Here is a 16,164-nt window from a genome sequence, read left to right as displayed (position 1 = left end):
GCGAGCAAGCTCGCAATATTAAACGTGAGATACGTTGTCTGATAACATTCTAAGAGCGATGCGACGATCGTAAAAATGGGTGTTAACCCGAAATAACCTTACGGTTATTAACAGGTTAGGCAATAACTCCATCCATTGCGCTGAAGGGATTATGAATTAAAGTCGGACGTCAGACAAGATGATTGATGCTGACAAATTCGATGTGGGAGGGTCGGGCGCCTGCCGATGCGGCTGCAGGCGCCTGTCTGCGAGATCGATGCTTCGATGCTCGGCTTGGTGGTTCTCGACGGTTATGCCGCGTTGGCCAGCCCGGCCTCGTCGGACGGCGGCAAACGAGCGGCTGCTATGCGGACCGCTTTCAGCCGGCGGCTTCGCTTGACTGATTTGCGCGGCGCAAGCGTTCCCGGCTGTTCGACAAATGCATGCGCATGGCGGCGCGTGCGCTTTCAGCGTCGCGTCGCGTGATGGCTTCGAGAATGCTCTCGTGTTCGAGATTGACGAGCGAGACATACGCTTTCGGATCGGCTTTCGCGATCCCCGCTGAATCGATGCGGTTGCGCGGAATCAGGGCCGTGCCCATTTGCGTGAGGATATCGACGAAATAGCGGTTTCCGGTCGCCCGGGCGAGCGCGATGTGGAACTGGAGATCGGCCGCGACGCTGTCGCTGCCGTTGCGGCTGGTGGCTTCTATCGCGTCGAGCGCCGCGCGCATGCGCACCAGATCTTCCGGCTGTGCGCGTTGCGCGGCCAACCCGGCACATTCGGTTTCCAGGCTGATGCGCAATTCGAGCACGGACAAGACGTCGCGAAGGGTGGTGGCCGGCACCATGTCGATGCCCAGTTTCTCGCGGCGCGGCTCCAGCACAAAACTGCCAATGCCATGACGTGTTTCGATGACCTCGTTCGCCTGCAGGCGGGAAATGCCTTCGCGCACGACGGTGCGGCTAACGCCGAGCGTCAGCATGAGTTTGGCTTCGGTGGGCAGTTTGTCGCCCGGTTTCAGCGCGGCGGATTCGATCTGTTCGATCACGTAGTCGAACACGCTCTCCGCCAGGTTACGGGCGCGTCGGGGTGTCACGACGGATGTGAGGGATTCGACCATCAGAAACGCTCCTTGGGCCAGCCGGGTGGCGATGTCGTTGTTCAGAGATGCGGTAGGTAATTAGATTATACCGTTGTCTGACGACTATCAATTCTAAAGATTCGATGTAGGGTGGTGGCACGGATGATTCTGCTTGTGACGCGTAGGTCAGGGACGGCGCTGCGTTGACCTGGGGGAGGCATATTCAATTGTCCTGATTGATCGATGGCGCTGGCAGCAGCAGTGATGCCAGGCGCATTTGCGATCTCAGACTAATGCATTTAATTCCGCGCCCGAGAATGCAAAAAGCCCAATCTTTCGATTGGGCTTTTCGAGCTTAAATCTTTTTGGCTCCTCGACCTGGGCTCGAACCAGGGACCTACGGATTAACAGTCCGGCGCTCTACCAACTGAGCTATCGAGGAACATCTGCAGCAGAGAAACGAAATTATATGGAGGAGAATCTAGCCTGTCAACACCCTGCGTTCATCTCAATTCAAAAAGTCACAAACGAGTGAAGCGTTACTCAGCGTGCGACGACGTGCGGCTCCTCAGGCTTAACGCACCAGCAGTTCGAGCTTCGCCGTCACGTCCTTGAACTCGTCGGCTTCGGGTAGCGGCGCCTTGGTTTTGGTGATGCTCGGCCAACCGCGCGACAGTTCGGCATTCAGTTCAATGAAGTGCTGTTGATCACCGGGCACATCTTCTTCTGCATAGATTGCATTGACCGGGCATTCGGCGACGCAAACGGCGCAGTCGATGCACTCGTCAGGATCGATCGAGAGGAAGTTGGGACCTTCGCGGAAGCAATCCACCGGGCACACGTCCACGCAATCGGTATAGCGGCACTTAATGCAGCTTTCGGTCACAACGTGAGTCATTCAGGCTCCTGCATACTAAATTCGTGGGGCGGCGGCGAGGGCGACATGAACGCCGGGTCCAACCAGCGAACCGGGCGTCTTTTGTAGAGCGTCTCTCTTCGGGGCATACAGCGCGGCTGTGCACGATCTGCGCGCCAAAACCGATATTGTAGCGTACCGGTATATTTGAGCGCGACCCCCGGCCAGAAGGTCTTATATCGTTTAGTGATTTGTTTATGGGCCATCGATGGGCCGTCGATGCGCTCCCGCCGCGCCGCTGTCCGGCGTGTTTCGCCAGAGTGGGTAAGGCGCTCCGGGTGGACACTTCGGGTAACATGCACTGAAGGCCGCCCGGGGGCAAAGCAGCCAGTGCATTGGGGCGTGCCGGATACGTTTGCGGTTCTGTCCGCGCGCTTGTGGGCGGTTCTACTCGCGCCTTTACCCGTTTTCCTAGCCGTTCGTCTGGAACCATGATTATCCATTCGCTGCTCGATACCGATCTCTACAAGTTCACGATGATGCAGGTCGTGCTGCATCACTTCCCGGCGGCACACGCGGAATACAAGTTCCGCTGCCGCACGCCGGATATCGATCTCGTGCCGTATATGGATGAGATACGCGACGAAGTGCGCCAGCTCTGCCATCTGCGCTTCAAGGAGGAGGAACTCGAATACCTTCGCCGGATGCGCTTCATCAAGAGCGATTTCATCGATTTCCTCGCGCTCTTTCATCTCAACGAGAAGTCCGTCACGATCAAGCCGTCCGCCAAGCAGAACGGCGAGATCGACATAGATATCGTCGGTCCCTGGCTGCATACCATCCTGTTCGAGATTCCGATCCTCGCAATTGTCAACGAGGTCTATTTCCGCAACACGCAACGCGACCCGACCTTCGAAACCGGCCGCGACCGCCTGCACGACAAGATCCAGCTGCTCGGCGGCCGCCCCGAAGTGGCCGACTGCAAGATCGCCGACTACGGCACCCGCCGGCGTTTTTCCAAGCAATGGCATGAGGAGGTCATCCTCAAGCTCAAGGAAGGCCTGGGCAATCAGTTCACTGGCACGAGCAACGTCTACTACGCGATGAAGCACGGCTTGCGTCCGCTCGGCACCATGGCGCATGAATACCTGCAGGCTTGCCAGGCGCTCGGCCCACGGCTGCGCGATTCGCAGATCTTCGGCTTCGAGATGTGGGCGAAGGAGTACCGCGGCGACCTGGGCATTGCGCTCTCCGACGTCTATGGCATGAAGGCGTTCCTGAACGACTTCGACATGTACTTCTGCAAGCTCTTCGACGGCGCCCGCCACGACTCCGGTGACCCGTTCGACTGGGGCGAGCGCCTGATCCGTCACTACGAGGAGAATCGATGCGACCCGCGCACCAAGGTGCTGGTGTTCTCCGACGCACTCGATATCCCGAAGGTCCTGCGCCTCTACGAACGCTTCCACGGCCGCTGTCAGCTTGCGTTCGGCGTGGGCACCAACCTGACCAATGACCTGGGTTATCAGCCGCTGCAGATCGTGATCAAGATGGTTCGCTGCAACGGCCAGCCAGTGGCCAAACTCTCCGATTCCCCCGGCAAGAACATGTGCGACGACCAGGCTTACCTTGCCTACCTGCGCCAGGTCTTCGACATCGCCAAACCCGTGGATGAACTGTAACCCGCACAGGCGTTTTTGAGGGTCGATGCTGTTCAGCGTTAGCCGTTCGGTCGAGGGTATTCGAGCCGGGGTGCTCGTTATAATCAAGTCCTTGATCGACGCACAGGCCAACGAGGACAGCATCATGAAACCATCGGCCGCACGCCGTAATTCAAGCGACCAGCGCTCGCAACTGTGTGCTCCGGCCGCAGCAGCAACCGATGGCGCTTGCGCATGAGCACGTCCATGAGCAGGCGACGGTTATGGCAAGGCCTGGCACTCCTGGTGTTGCCGTTGACCGCATCCGCGGCATCGCTTGATGGCGCCACGCTGTCTGCGCTGTGGGCACTTCCGTTCGCCGGCATCCTGTTGTCCATCGCGATCGTTCCGCTGATCGCGCCGCATGCCTGGCATCGTCATTTCGGAAAGATATCGGCGGCTTGGGCGCTCGTGTTCCTCGTACCGTTTGCACTTGGCTTCGGTACGCAGGCTGCATTCACGACCTTCGTGCATGCCATGCTGGAAGAGTATGTGCCGTTCATCGTCCTGCTCACGGCGTTGTTCACTGTCGCGGGCGGCATCTGCCTGCATGGCGACCTGCACGGGTCCCCGCGCCTGAATACCGGATTGCTTGCCCTTGGCACGGCACTCGCCAGCATCATGGGAACGACGGGCGCGGCCATGCTGCTGATTCGTCCTTTGCTGCGCGCCAATGAACATTGCAGGCACGTCGTGCATCGCGTGGTGTTCTTCATCTTTCTCGTGGCCAATGCCGGTGGCTCGCTCTCGCCGCTCGGGGATCCGCCGCTGTTCCTCGGTTTCCTGAATGGCGTGAGTTTTTTCTGGACCACGGTGCATCTCTTGGCACCAACGCTCTTCATCTGCGTGGTTCTGCTGGCGCTTTTCTACGCGCTCGACTGCTACTACTTCGCCAAGGAAGAAGTGGTGCATCGGAGTGAGGTGAAAACGGCATTGAGCGTGGACGGCAAGATCAATTTCGTTTTGCTCGCGGCGGTGGTCGCGCTGGTGTTGATGAGCGGCTTGTGGAAACCGGGCATCGAGTTTGATGTATTCGGTACGCACGTCGCGTTGCAGAACGCTGTGCGCGATGGGCTGCTCGTCGTGGTGACGCTCTTGTCGCACGTGCTCACGCCGAAAAGCGCGCGCGCAGGCAATGCGTTCAACTGGGCGCCTATTGAAGAAGTCGCGAAGTTGTTCGCCGCCATCTTCGTCACCATCGCACCCGTGATCATGATCCTGCGCGCGGGTGCGGACGGTGCGTTTGCCGGCATCGTGCACATGGTGACTGACGCCAGTGGTAAACCTATCGACATCGCGTACTTCTGGGCGACAGGCCTGCTGTCGTCGTTTCTTGATAACGCGCCGACTTATCTCGTGTTCTTCAACCTTGCCGGCGGCGATGCCCCCACGTTGATGACCACCGGCGCCACCACGCTCGCGGCCATCTCTGCCGGCGCTGTGTTCATGGGCGCGAATAGCTATATCGGCAACGCGCCCAACTTCATGGTCAAGGCGATTGCCGAATCGCGCGGCATCGTGATGCCGGGGTTCTTCGCGTATCTTGGCTGGTCGGCGGTTGTTTTGCTGCCCTTGTTCCTGCTTACTGGATGGCTGTTCTTTTAGGAGAAGTCGATGAAGAAAGTCCTGGTTGCCCGCCCCATTTTTCCTGACGTGATCGAGCGTCTCCGGCAGTATTTTGAAGTCGATGCCAATCCGGGCGCACCCCTCGCCGCCGACGAATTCGCGCGCCGCATGGCTGATCGCGATGGCGCTTTGCTTGCGGGCGATCCCGTCACGGCGAAGGTGCTGGAAGGCGCGCCGAATCTGAAAGTTGTGTCGAACATGGCGGTCGGCTACAACAACTTCGACATGCAGGCGCTGAACGCGCACGGCGTGCTCGGCACGAATACGCCTGACGTATTGAACGAAAGCACGGCGGACTTCGGCTGGGCGCTGATGATGGCGGCTGCACGCCGTATTGCTGAATCCGAACACTTCCTGCGCGCCGGTAAGTGGGGTACGTGGTCCTACGACGCGTTCCTCGGCACCGATGTATGCGGCGCCACGCTCGGCGTGCTGGGTATGGGACGCATTGGCCAGGCGCTCGCCCGGCGCGCGCGCGGCTTCAACATGCGCGTGATCTATCACAACCGTTCGCGTGTTGCCCCGGAGATCGAGGCGGAACTGAACGCCGAGTACGTGTCGAAGGCGGATTTGCTCAAGCGCGCGGACCACGTCGTGCTGGTGCTCCCCTACACCGCCGAGAATCACCACACCATCGGCGCGGCTGAGCTGGCAAGCATGAAACCTACGGCGACGCTGACGAACATCGCGCGTGGCGGGATTGTCGACGACGCCGCGCTGATCCAGGCGTTGCGTAACAAGACGATCGCGGCGGCGGGGCTCGACGTGTTCGAAGGCGAGCCGAATTTCAATCGTGATTTCCTGACGGTGTCGAACGTCGTGCTGACGCCGCATATTGCGAGCGCGACCGAATCCACGCGCCGTGCCATGGCGAATCTCGCCGCGGACAACCTGATCGCCGCGCTGGGTGAAGGGCCGCGCGCAGGTAATCCGCCGAACCCGATCAATCCGGAAGTCCTGAAGAAATGAGCATGTTGTTGCTGTTGAGCGTGGGCGTCGCCGTCCTCGCGATCGCTCTGGTGATCGCGTTGATGCTTTTGTTGCGGCCGAAGCGCGGAACAGATGTCGAGGAGCAGTTCGAGGCGCTGGCCGATCGGATCATCGATATGGGCGAAGCGCATGCGCGCGGGCAAGAGCGGCTCGAACGCAACGTGCGGGGCGAAGTCACCGAGACGTCCCGCGCGTCGCGTACCGAGGCGGGCACAGCGTTCGCGCAATTCCAGCAGACGCTCGCGACGCAACTCGCGAGCATGGCGAACGTCCAGAACACGCAGCTCGAAGCGTTTTCCCGGCAACTTGTCACGCTGACGGAAAGCAACGCGCTGCAAGGCCAGCACGCACGCGATGAACAAAGCCAGGCGCTCAAGCGTTTCGGCGATGCGCTCACGCTCCAGCTTGCGCAGATGTCGGAGTCGAATGACCGTCGTCTTAATGAAGTGCGCGCAACGCTCGAAGCGCGGCTGAAGGATATCGAAGCGAACAACGCGGCGAAGCTCGAGGAAATGCGCCGTACCGTCGACGAAAAGCTGCACGCCACGCTGGAACAACGGCTTGGTGAATCGTTCAAGCTGGTGTCGGACCGGCTGGAGCAAGTGCATCGCGGATTGGGGGAAATGCAGACGCTGGCGGCGGGCGTCGGTGACTTGAAAAAGGTTCTGACGAACGTTAAGACGCGTGGGACGTGGGGCGAAGTGCAGCTCGAATCGCTGCTGGAGCAGTTGTTGACGCCGGATCAGTACGCGAAGAATGTCGCCACCATTCCAAAGAGCAACGATCGCGTGGAGTTCGCGATCAAGCTACCCGGGCGTCACGACGCGCCCGGCCAGAGCGGCGCGAACGCGGTGGCTACGCCGGTGTGGCTGCCTATCGACGCCAAGTTTCCGCGCGAGGACTACGAACGTCTTATCGATGCGCAGGATCGCGCCGATGTTGTAGCGGTCGAGGAAGCGTCGCGTGCGCTGGAAGGCCGCATTCGTGCGGAAGCAAAGGCCATCGCGCAGAAGTACGTCGCGCCTCCGCACACCACGGACTTCGCGCTGTTGTTCCTGCCGACCGAGGGCCTGTATGCGGAAGTCTTGCGCCGTCCGGGGCTGACCGATTTCCTACAGCGCGAATACCGGGTGAGCGTGACAGGTCCGACCACGTTAACGGCGCTACTGAACAGCTTGCAGATGGGTTTCAGGACGCTGGCAATCGAGCAGCGTTCCAGTGAAGTCTGGCAAGTGCTCGGCGCGGTGAAAACGGAGTTCAGGAAGTTTGGCGAAGTGCTGTCGAAGACGCGGTCGCAGCTTGAAGCGGTGACGCGCTCCATTGAGTCGGCCGAAACGCGTACGCGGCAGATGAGCAAGAAACTTCGCGACGTGGAAGCATTGCCGGGCGAGCAGGTGGCCAACCTGCTCGGTGATGAACGTGAAGAGCGTGAAGAACCCGCAGAACGCGACGAGCCCGGCGCTTAGTCGTTAGTCCGCCGCGGGCGAAGCCAGCGTAGCCAGCGCGTCGCCGGTAATGCGCACGATGCGCCAGTCGGGCAGCACGGTTGCGCCCATCTTTTCGTAGAAGCCGATGGCGTTCTGATTCCAGTCGAGCACGGTCCATTCGAAGCGGCCGCACTGGCGTTCCACCGCAAGGGCTGCCAAGGCGCGCAGCATCTTCGTGCCGAGTCCGCTGCCGCGAAGACCCGGATTCACGTACAAGTCTTCCAGGTACAACCCGCGCTTGCCGAGAAAGGTTGAATAGTTCTGGAAGAACAGCGCGTAGCTCACTATGCGGCCATCTTCTTCGGCCACCAGGCATTCAGCGCACGGCCGCGTGCCGAACAACGCGTCGTGCACGCCGGACTCGGTCGCAATGAACATGTGCATGAGCTTTTCGAACTCGGCCAGCTCCAGCATCAAGCTGAAGATAGCGCTGACATCGGCGGGTGCGGCGGGTCGGATCTGAGCGCTCATCACGCCTCTTCCGGTGCGTCGGACAAGACGATCTCAATGCCGCCGAATCGCGACGCCACCCAGTTGTATGCGTGACACGCAATCCACAGCAAGATGAAGCCAAGGATGGCATTGAGCAGCAGCGCGCTTGTCACGGTGCTCAGTTCGACCGAGCCGTATCGGAAGAACGCAACCAGCACGCCGAGCAACACAATGGGTACGCTGAACGTGAGATACACAAGAATCAGCGCTTTGGCCGTTTGTCCCGGCGCGATGAACGAAATCTGTTTTTTCATGAAGGAAAAGCCCTGTCAGTCATAGTGCGATGCAGTCGAACCATCGGTTATAGCCGCTTAAGTGATCACGGCGCGGTCCAGGTTCTTGAGGTTCAGGTTCTGAGGTTCAGCTTATCAAGGCAGGTTGTCGAAGAGCCTTTGAAGCTAGATCAGGCCGTCGAATGGCAGGATATCCACGCTGTCGCCTGCATCGATATTCCCCGCCTCGTGCTTCAGGACAATGAAGCAATTGGCTTCGCTCATTGAACTCAGCACGCCCGAGCCTTGCGGCCCGGTTGTCACCACATGCCAGCGCCCGGCGGTGTCCCGGCGAGCAATCCCGCGTTGAAACTCCGTACGCCCGGCGCGTTTGTTGACCGCTTGCGAACTCGTCGCCGATATCAACGGCAGCGCATAGGGCGTCGCGCCCGACATGGCCAGCAGCGCCTCGCGCACGATGAAATAAAACGTTGCCATCACGGCAACCGGATTGCCCGGCAAGCCAAAGAACAAGGCCGATTCGCCTTCGCCCGGACGCTTGCCCGACCACAGGCGGCCGAACGCAAGCGGGCGGCCGGGACGCATCGCGATCTTCCAGAACGCCACGTCGCCGAGCGCGTTCATCAGGTCACGCGTGAAGTCGGCGTCCCCTACAGACACGCCGCCAGAACTGATCACCACGTCGGCGTCTTGCGTGGCTTGCCGCAATGCGCGTTCAAGCGATGCACGATCGTCGCGCACAATCCCCAGATCCACCGGTTCCACGTTCATCCGGCGCAGCATCGCGAAGAGGGTATAGCGGTTGCTGTCGTAGACGCAACCCGGCGCCAGCACTTCACCAACGGAACGCAATTCGTCGCCAGTTGAAAAAAACGCGACACGCACGCGCCGTCGTACCGCTACCTCGCCTATACCCAGCGACGCAAGCAAACCAAGATCCGACGCACGCACGATCCGGCCCCGGCGCAACGCCGGCTGGCCTTGCGCGAGGTCTTCCCCCGCGAGCCGCCGATTCGCGCCGCGCACAAGACGCGCTGAGGCGAACGTGATGGCGTCGCCGGTGCGCTGTACGAGTTCTTGGGGCACGACGGTGTCACAGCCGGGTGGGATGAGCGCACCGGTCATGATGCGCACGCATTGTGCGGCGAGCGGACGCCCTTCGAACGGCTGTCCGGCGAGCGCGGTACCCGCGACCGTCAAGCGAAGTGGCGCATCGTCCGGCGGGCTCGCTTCATCCGATCCATTCGATTCATTCAACAACGTGAAGCCATCGAACGCATAACCGTCCATGGCCGAGTTGTCATGCAAGGGAACATTGATCGGCGAGATGACATCCTCTTCCAGCACGCGATCGAGCGCGTCGAACAGAGGCACGCGTTCCACCTCGGTGCGACCGCGCGGCAACGCCCACTGGCGCACGATCTCCTGCGCCGCGCTGACGGGCAGCGCGTTCGGATCGTACTCGGCGACGCAGCTCGAAAAGTGCCTGGGTGTATTCATCGATGGGTGTATCGGAGCGGAAGTCGCGATGCAAAGCTCGCGGGCGGCCCGGTGAAAAAGGCTGGCATGTCGTGGGTGCTGGCGCAGCCGCTGCCCCAGCCGCCGCTATAGCCGCCGCCATAGTCGCTGTGAAGCGGGGCGCTGACCAAGCCGGGGCCTCGCCACAAACCTGAGCAAGGAACGAAACAAACCGATGCTAGTTGCGATTGAGATCGGCTAGCTGCTGCAAATCGTTGACATTGTAAAACGCACGCTCGTTGTCGAAGGTCACTTCGACCGCCTTGTGGCGCGCGTACCACGCGCGGACCTTGCGCTCGCCGGCACGGATGAACGCGTCGAGATCGTCCACCAGCGACGCGCGCAGCAACGCGAAAACCGGGTGCGCCTGGCGTTCGCCCGCGGCATCGACGACTGCCGCCACCGCAACATCCGCCTGTCCGTTGCTTAAGCCTTCGAATAGCCGTTCGGCCAGACGAGGATCGACGAAAGGCGCGTCGCAGGGCACGAACAGCGCGAATTCCGTTTGCGCTGCATGCAACGCCGCCGATATCCCGGCAAGCGGGCCTGGGAAATCGGGAAACGCATCCACAATGACTTTTGCCCGGAACGGCATGCCAAGCTGCGCGTAGATCTCGAGGCTGCGATTTGCGCTGATCAGCATCGCGCCGCATTGTGGCTTGAGCGCCCGCAGTGCATGGAGCGCAAGCGGTTCGAGGTCGAGCGGCTGCAGGCCTTTATCGATACCTCCCATGCGCGATCCGAGTCCGCCCGCCAGCACCACGCCGGTGATGTCGCGCTTCTGGACAGGACTGCCGGTCGGGCATGCCATATCGACATCGGCCATGTCAGCCGCCGATGTAAGACATTTCGACGCGCGGCGCGTCCGGGTCGGCAGCGGGCAACGCGTTGCTGCCGCGAAGTTCCGAGTAGCGGTCGGTGCGTGCTTCCCAGATCCGGGCGATGGCGGTCGCCACTGTAGCGTCGCTCGCGCCACTGCGGATCAGCGCGCGCAAGTCGTGGCCGGATGTAGCGAACAGGCACAAGTACAGCTTGCCTTCGGTAGAGAGGCGAGCGCGTGTGCAGGAGCTGCAGAACGCGCGCGTCACGCTCGAAATAACACCGATCTCCCCGCCGCCGTCTTGATAACCCCAGCGTTGCGCAGTCTCGGCGTCGTTGTGGGCTTCAAGCGGCCGCAGCGGAAAATGTTCGGCAATCCGCGCGACCACGTCCTCCGACGGCAACACTTCGCTCATGTTCCAGCCGTTCGACGCACCCACATCCATATATTCGATAAAGCGCAGCACCGCGCCGCTGCCTTTGAAATGGCGCGCCATGGGCACGATTTCGGCGTCGTTCGTGCCACGTTTGACCACCATGTTGACTTTCAGCGGGGCCAGGCCTGCGGCGTGCGCGGCCTCGATGCCTTCGAGCACGTCCGCGACCGCGAAATCGGCGTCGTTCATGCGGCGGAATAACGCATCGTCGAGCGCGTCCAGGCTCACCGTCACCCGCGACAACCCCGCGTCTTTCAGCGAGCGCGCCTTGCGGGCGAGGATCGACCCGTTGGTGGTGAGTGTGATATCGAGCGGACGGCCTTCCGGCGTGCGCAGCAGCGCCAGCCGTTCGATCAGGAATTCGATGTTCTTGCGCAGCAGCGGTTCGCCGCCGGTCAGCCGGATTTTTTCCACGCCGTGCGCGACGAACAACTTCGCCAGCCGTTCGATTTCCTCAAACGACAGCAGGGCGCTATGCGGCAGAAATTCGTAATTTTTATCGAAAACTTCGCGCGGCATGCAGTACACGCAACGAAAATTGCACCGATCGGTCACCGATATGCGCAGATCGCGCAACTCACGCGAGCGCCGGTCGGTGAGCAGCCCGCGCGGCGTCGCTGCGATGCCGGAGAAATCCGGGATCGCGCTGACATCGGTGACGGGAATGATGCGTCGGGACATGATCGTTTTATTTCTCGTGCAGCGGCGGCGGTAGGGCGGCTGCTATGAACATCGAACAATTCATTTTAGCGGAAGGGCGGTTTTAAAGCGTCTCGCCTTCGCCTTTTCACGGGCATTTCACGGGATTTCTCAAGCGTCCAATAAAAAAAGCGCCACCGACCGAAGTCATGTGGCGCTTTTCGGAAAGTCAGACGCGTTTAATGTGCGTCTTTACCTGTTTCCACTTGCTGCATCGGCGCCGCGTCCAACGCTGGCAGGCGCTTGCGTTCGCGTACGACCCGCTTCGGCGCTTCCGCCTGGGCTGCGGCTTCGCGGGCTGCGCGGAGCTTGTCGGCGTCGGTGTTCACCCAGACGAGGCCGGCCGTATCCAGCATCGGCTTGAGCGCTTCTTCCTTCAGGGCGACAGGCGCGATCGTAGCGGCCGGGGCAACTACAGCAACCGGGGCGGCCGCTACAGGAGCAGGCGCCACGGGAGCCACCGTTTCCACCGGTTCAAACGCCTTGACCGGCTCGGATTCGACCGGCGCCGACGCTTCTGCAACAACCGGCGCGGGCGATGCGATCGACGAGATCAGCTCCGATTCCGGCGTCGCGGCGACGGGCGCCGTTTTCACCGGTTCAGCGACCTCAGCTTCCGGCGCTGCGTGAGCCACGACGGGCGCGGGTTCCGCTGCCTTCGGGGCATCGGCGAAAGGACTTTCGACCTTTTCTTCCGCTACCTTCGGCGTCGGTCCGAACGGGTTTTCGATCGGCCGCGACACCGGCTTTTCGAAGATGTGAGCCGCAGGCGCTTCAGCAACCGCTGCGCTGGTTTCCTGGGCAGCATGCACTTCCTGCGCGGCATGCGACACCACGAAACCTTCGGCTTCGGCACGCTTCGCTTCCACGGGCGCCGCTTCAACCGGCGCAACTTCCGCGACACGAACCGGTTCCGGCAACTCCGTCACGCTGATCGCGGCGGCCGAAACCGGCTCGACCGTGACTGCATGTGCGTGTTCTTGCACCGGTGCCTGAACAGCCGTCACCGTTTCAACCGGCTTAGCCACCACGGGTGCGGCAGGTGCGAATTCGCGGCTGTCATCGGCTTCACTCGACGAATCCGTGTCGAACACACCGGCTTGAGCCCGTTCACTGTCAGCATTGCCTTCGTTTTCAGCCGTATCGCCAGCCTGACTGGCCGTCACGCCTTCTTCTTCACGATCACGGCGTCCACCACGACGACCGCGACGGCGACGACGGCGCTCTTCGCCTTCACGCGCTGCGCTGGCCTGATCGGCCTGCAATGCGTCGGCGTTGCCGTTCTGCTGCGATTCCTGAGCCGAAAGGGTGTTTTCGTTCAACTCGGACACCACCGTCTCACCTTGCGTCAAAGCTTCGACGGCGGCTTCCGGCTGTGGCTTGCGGCGTTCGCCCCGTTCCGGACGTTCCCCACGTTCACGTCGTTCACCGCGATCGGCGGCTTCAGCACGTTCCGGCGCGCGTTCAGCACTGCGTTCGCCACGATTCTCACGCGGTTCACGCGGCTCCCGGGGCTCGCGCACTTCGCGCGGCTCACGGCCTTCACGCGCCTCACGCGGTTCGCGACCTTCGCGTGCTTCACGCGGCTCGCGGCCCTCACGTGCTTCACGCCCACCACGCGGTTCGCGGGGTTCACGCGGCTCGCGTGCTTCGCGCGGTTCACGCGTTTCCTTCGGTTCCCGTTCCTCGCGGCGCGGGTTTTGACGTCCACCCGCCGTGCCCGGTGCGCTTGGCGCAGCGCCGTTAGTGGCTGCAGCGCTATCGCGCGAAGCACCGCCACCACGGCGATTGCGGTTCCGGTCACCACCCTGGCCCGAACGCTCTGGCCGTTCGCCACGCGCCGGGCGTGCCGGCGTGGGTGCAACGACCGGCGCAGGAGCCGGTTTTACTTCGGGCTGCACGCCAAACAGGTTCTTCAGCCAGCCGATAAACCCGCCCGCTCCTGTCGAAGCCACCACCGGTGCAGGTGCTGCGACCGGAGCGGCTACCTTTACCGGTGCGCTAGGCGCAGGCGAAGCCGGCGTAATGCCCTTGACCATCGCTTCCTGCTTCGGCTTGATTTCTTCGGTGCGCTTGCTGTAACCCGTTTCGGATTCCAGCTCGTGCGCCGCTTCTTCAGCCATCTTCCACGAAGCACGCGGTTCGTCGAGACGCGTATCGTCGTGACGCAGGCGTTCCAGCTTGTAATGCGGCGTTTCGAGGTGCTTGTTCGGGATCAACACGACGTTGACCTTGAAGCGCGACTCGATCTTGTTGATTTCCGAACGCTTTTCGTTCAGCAGGAAGGCGGTTACTTCGACCGGCACCTGGCAATGAATCGCCGCGGTGTTTTCCTTCATCGCTTCTTCCTGAATGATCCGCAGCACTTGCAGCGCGGACGATTCGGTATCGCGAATGTGGCCTGTGCCGTTACAGCGCGGGCATGTCACATGGCTGCCTTCGGAGAGCGCCGGACGCAGCCGCTGACGCGACAGCTCCATCAAACCGAAGCGCGAAATCTTGCCCATTTGTACGCGAGCACGGTCGTGCTTCAACGCGTCTTTCAGGCGCTGCTCGACTTCGCGCTGGCTCTTGGCCGACTCCATGTCGATAAAGTCGATCACGATCAAGCCGCCCAGATCGCGCAAACGCAACTGGCGCGCGACTTCATCGGCGGCTTCGAGGTTCGTGCGGGTCGCCGTTTCCTCGATATCCGCACCCTTGGTCGAGCGCGCCGAGTTCACGTCGATAGCCACCAGCGCTTCCGTGTGGTCGATCACGATCGCGCCGCCCGAGGGCAACGGCACCGTGCGCGAATACGCGGTTTCAATCTGGTGTTCGATCTGGAAACGGGAGAAAAGGGGAACGTCGTCGTGATAGCGCTTAACTTTGCTCAAGTTATCCGGCATCACGATGTCCATGAAGGCGCTGGCCTGGTCATGGATTTCGGTGGTATCGATGAGAATTTCGCCGATATCCGGCTGGAAATAATCCCGAATCGCGCGGATCACGAGGCTGGATTCGAGATAAATCAGCATCGGCTTGCCGGCCACACCGCTTTGCGATGCCGCTTCCACCGCGCGCCACAATTGCATCAGGTAGTTCAGGTCCCACTGCAGTTCTTCGGCCGAACGGCCAATTCCTGCTGTGCGCGCGATGATGCTCATGCCTTCCGGCAAATCGAGCTGGGCCATCGTTTCGCGCAATTCCTGGCGCTCGTCGCCTTCAATCCGGCGCGATACACCACCGCCACGCGGGTTGTTCGGCATTAAAACGAGATAGCGTCCGGCGAGCGAGATGAACGTGGTCAGGGCCGCGCCCTTGTTGCCGCGTTCTTCTTTTTCGACCTGGATGATCAGTTCCTGACCTTCGCGCAACGCGTCCTGGATGCGTGCGGAGCGCATGTCGACGCCGTCCTTGAAATACTGGCGGGCGACTTCCTTGAACGGCAGGAAACCGTGGCGGTCTTCGCCGTAGTTCACGAAACAGGCTTCGAGCGAGGGCTCGATGCGGGTAATGACTCCCTTGTAGATATTGCCTTTGCGCTGTTCGCGCCCGGCGGTTTCGATGTCGATGTCGATGAGTTTTTGCCCATCGACGATGGCGACGCGCAATTCTTCTTGCTGCGTCGCGTTAAACAGCATGCGTTTCATTGGACGGCTCCAGAGCGGCTCTACCGGCCCCCATCGAGCGAATTCGCGCGGTTGTCAGTCGCGTGAAGCAGGAGGGCGGGCGCGCCGCGCTTTTTTGTGTGTGTTGTCACAAAGCACGCTGGAGCGGGAGTTCTGGCGGGGAGAATTGCCTGGGACGAGTCTGGCTGCCGGCCAGCGACGAAACGCGTCGCGACGGGCAACAAGCCTTGGGGCACCTGCGAACAGACTTCGACACGCCGTAACGCAACGGCCGGCGGCTTAAGCGGCACCGCACTGCGGCTCGACGTCCTTCAAATACTCGAAGAGCCGGCAATGCAGCCAGCAGCAGCCGGATGCGGCCTGACGCAGTGTCAAACGGGAGGAGGGTTATCGCGCAAAACCCGCGCAATCAAAAAACCGACCGACGTTTTCCAAACCTGCGGCAGATTGCCGTTGCGGTTTGCCGGTTGCTCAAAGCGCCCGGTAACCGCGTTGGGTGTCTCGTCTTGTTGCGTCTTCCGCCACGCTTCGCCCGTTTCAGCGCAGCTTGCAGCAGAAGCCGTTTTTTTCGCAACGGCCAAGCGACAATGTTCCGTTCACCCTAACCTGATACCCGCCCGATATCTTTTCGAT

The 16,164-nt window shown here is 61.2% G+C and carries 13 protein-coding genes and 1 tRNA gene; 4 read left to right on the top strand and 10 right to left on the bottom strand.

All coding sequences use genetic code 11. The annotated features are described in order from the left end of the window. Positions 1 to 358: 358 nt before the first annotated feature. From ACSOSP_RS07905 to fdxA, 3 genes are all read right to left on the bottom strand, one after another. Positions 359 to 1,102, bottom strand: a complete 744-nt coding sequence (locus tag ACSOSP_RS07905; RefSeq protein WP_031363471.1) for a FadR/GntR family transcriptional regulator — start codon at positions 1,100 to 1,102, stop codon at positions 359 to 361. A 327-nt stretch (positions 1,103 to 1,429) separates the two neighbouring features. Then, positions 1,430 to 1,505, bottom strand: a tRNA-Asn gene (locus tag ACSOSP_RS07900). A gap of 132 nt (positions 1,506 to 1,637) precedes the next feature. Continuing rightward, positions 1,638 to 1,961, bottom strand: coding sequence for a ferredoxin FdxA (gene fdxA / locus ACSOSP_RS07895; protein ID WP_031363468.1), 324 nt, complete (start codon positions 1,959 to 1,961; stop codon positions 1,638 to 1,640). Positions 1,962 to 2,410: 449 nt separating this feature from the next. Here fdxA and pncB point away from each other — a divergent pair, with 449 nt between their 5' ends. The 4 genes from pncB to ACSOSP_RS07875 all read left to right on the top strand — a co-directional run bounded on the left by pncB (position 2,411) and on the right by ACSOSP_RS07875 (position 7,701). Further along, positions 2,411 to 3,601 carry a nicotinate phosphoribosyltransferase gene (pncB, locus tag ACSOSP_RS07890; RefSeq protein ID WP_455310460.1) on the top strand — a complete coding sequence of 397 codons (1,191 nt, stop codon included), beginning with the start codon at positions 2,411 to 2,413 and terminating at the stop codon, positions 3,599 to 3,601. A gap of 225 nt (positions 3,602 to 3,826) precedes the next feature. Next, positions 3,827 to 5,224, top strand: coding sequence for a sodium:proton antiporter (locus ACSOSP_RS07885; protein WP_455310885.1), 1,398 nt, complete (start codon positions 3,827 to 3,829; stop codon positions 5,222 to 5,224). A gap of 9 nt (positions 5,225 to 5,233) precedes the next feature. Continuing rightward, positions 5,234 to 6,214, top strand: a complete 981-nt coding sequence (locus ACSOSP_RS07880; RefSeq protein ID WP_455310459.1) for a 2-hydroxyacid dehydrogenase — start codon at positions 5,234 to 5,236, stop codon at positions 6,212 to 6,214. A gap of 2 nt (positions 6,215 to 6,216) precedes the next feature. Then, complete coding sequence (locus ACSOSP_RS07875; protein WP_455310458.1) at positions 6,217 to 7,701, top strand: DNA recombination protein RmuC; 1,485 nt, start codon at positions 6,217 to 6,219, stop codon at positions 7,699 to 7,701. 3 nt (positions 7,702 to 7,704) lie between these two features. On the opposite strand, the gene ACSOSP_RS07870 is transcribed toward ACSOSP_RS07875, so the two are convergent. The 7 genes from ACSOSP_RS07870 to ACSOSP_RS07840 form a co-directional block, all read right to left on the bottom strand. Continuing rightward, entirely contained in the window at positions 7,705 to 8,193 is a 489-nt protein-coding gene (locus ACSOSP_RS07870; RefSeq protein WP_455310457.1) for an N-acetyltransferase family protein, read from the bottom strand. Continuing rightward, positions 8,193 to 8,468 (bottom strand): hypothetical protein, encoded by a 276-nt coding sequence (locus ACSOSP_RS07865; RefSeq protein WP_031363462.1) that lies wholly within the window; start codon positions 8,466 to 8,468, stop codon positions 8,193 to 8,195. Before ACSOSP_RS07865 ends, ACSOSP_RS07870 begins: the two co-directional genes overlap by 1 nt. Positions 8,469 to 8,612: 144 nt before the next feature. Next, positions 8,613 to 9,947 carry a molybdopterin molybdotransferase MoeA gene (gene moeA / locus ACSOSP_RS07860; RefSeq protein WP_455310456.1) on the bottom strand — a complete coding sequence of 445 codons (1,335 nt, stop codon included), beginning with the start codon at positions 9,945 to 9,947 and terminating at the stop codon, positions 8,613 to 8,615. Positions 9,948 to 10,143: 196 nt separating this feature from the next. Next, positions 10,144 to 10,791, bottom strand: coding sequence for a molybdenum cofactor guanylyltransferase MobA (gene mobA, locus ACSOSP_RS07855; protein WP_455310455.1), 648 nt, complete (start codon positions 10,789 to 10,791; stop codon positions 10,144 to 10,146). 1 nt (position 10,792) lies between these two features. Next, positions 10,793 to 11,902, bottom strand: a complete 1,110-nt coding sequence (gene moaA, locus ACSOSP_RS07850) for a GTP 3',8-cyclase MoaA (protein WP_455310454.1) — start codon at positions 11,900 to 11,902, stop codon at positions 10,793 to 10,795. Between the two features lie 197 nt (positions 11,903 to 12,099). Then, positions 12,100 to 15,552, bottom strand: coding sequence for an Rne/Rng family ribonuclease (locus tag ACSOSP_RS07845; protein ID WP_455310453.1), 3,453 nt, complete (start codon positions 15,550 to 15,552; stop codon positions 12,100 to 12,102). A gap of 350 nt (positions 15,553 to 15,902) precedes the next feature. Next, a complete protein-coding gene (locus ACSOSP_RS07840; RefSeq protein WP_455310452.1) occupies positions 15,903 to 16,112 on the bottom strand; it encodes a hypothetical protein in 210 nt (69 codons plus the stop codon). Positions 16,113 to 16,164 lie beyond the last annotated feature (52 nt).

The sequence above is a fragment of the Caballeronia sp. KNU42 genome (genome assembly GCF_053760385.1).
The sequence above is the reverse complement of the archived record's forward strand: the minus strand, read 5'-3'. Positions and strand labels throughout refer to the sequence as shown.

Coding starts and splice junctions, on each gene's coding strand:
- ACSOSP_RS07885 (WP_455310885.1), top strand. CDS start 3,827: ATGAGCAGGCGACGGTTATGGCAAGGCCTGGCACTCCTGGTGTTGCCG.
- ACSOSP_RS07905 (WP_031363471.1), bottom strand. CDS start 1,102: ATGGTCGAATCCCTCACATCCGTCGTGACACCCCGACGCGCCCGTAAC.
- moeA (WP_455310456.1), bottom strand. CDS start 9,947: ATGAATACACCCAGGCACTTTTCGAGCTGCGTCGCCGAGTACGATCCG.
- ACSOSP_RS07875 (WP_455310458.1), top strand. CDS start 6,217: ATGTTGTTGCTGTTGAGCGTGGGCGTCGCCGTCCTCGCGATCGCTCTG.
- fdxA (WP_031363468.1), bottom strand. CDS start 1,961: ATGACTCACGTTGTGACCGAAAGCTGCATTAAGTGCCGCTATACCGAT.
- ACSOSP_RS07845 (WP_455310453.1), bottom strand. CDS start 15,552: ATGAAACGCATGCTGTTTAACGCGACGCAGCAAGAAGAATTGCGCGTC.
- moaA (WP_455310454.1), bottom strand. CDS start 11,902: ATGTCCCGACGCATCATTCCCGTCACCGATGTCAGCGCGATCCCGGAT.
- ACSOSP_RS07870 (WP_455310457.1), bottom strand. CDS start 8,193: ATGAGCGCTCAGATCCGACCCGCCGCACCCGCCGATGTCAGCGCTATC.
- pncB (WP_455310460.1), top strand. CDS start 2,411: ATGATTATCCATTCGCTGCTCGATACCGATCTCTACAAGTTCACGATG.
- ACSOSP_RS07865 (WP_031363462.1), bottom strand. CDS start 8,468: ATGAAAAAACAGATTTCGTTCATCGCGCCGGGACAAACGGCCAAAGCG.
- mobA (WP_455310455.1), bottom strand. CDS start 10,791: ATGGCCGATGTCGATATGGCATGCCCGACCGGCAGTCCTGTCCAGAAG.
- ACSOSP_RS07880 (WP_455310459.1), top strand. CDS start 5,234: ATGAAGAAAGTCCTGGTTGCCCGCCCCATTTTTCCTGACGTGATCGAG.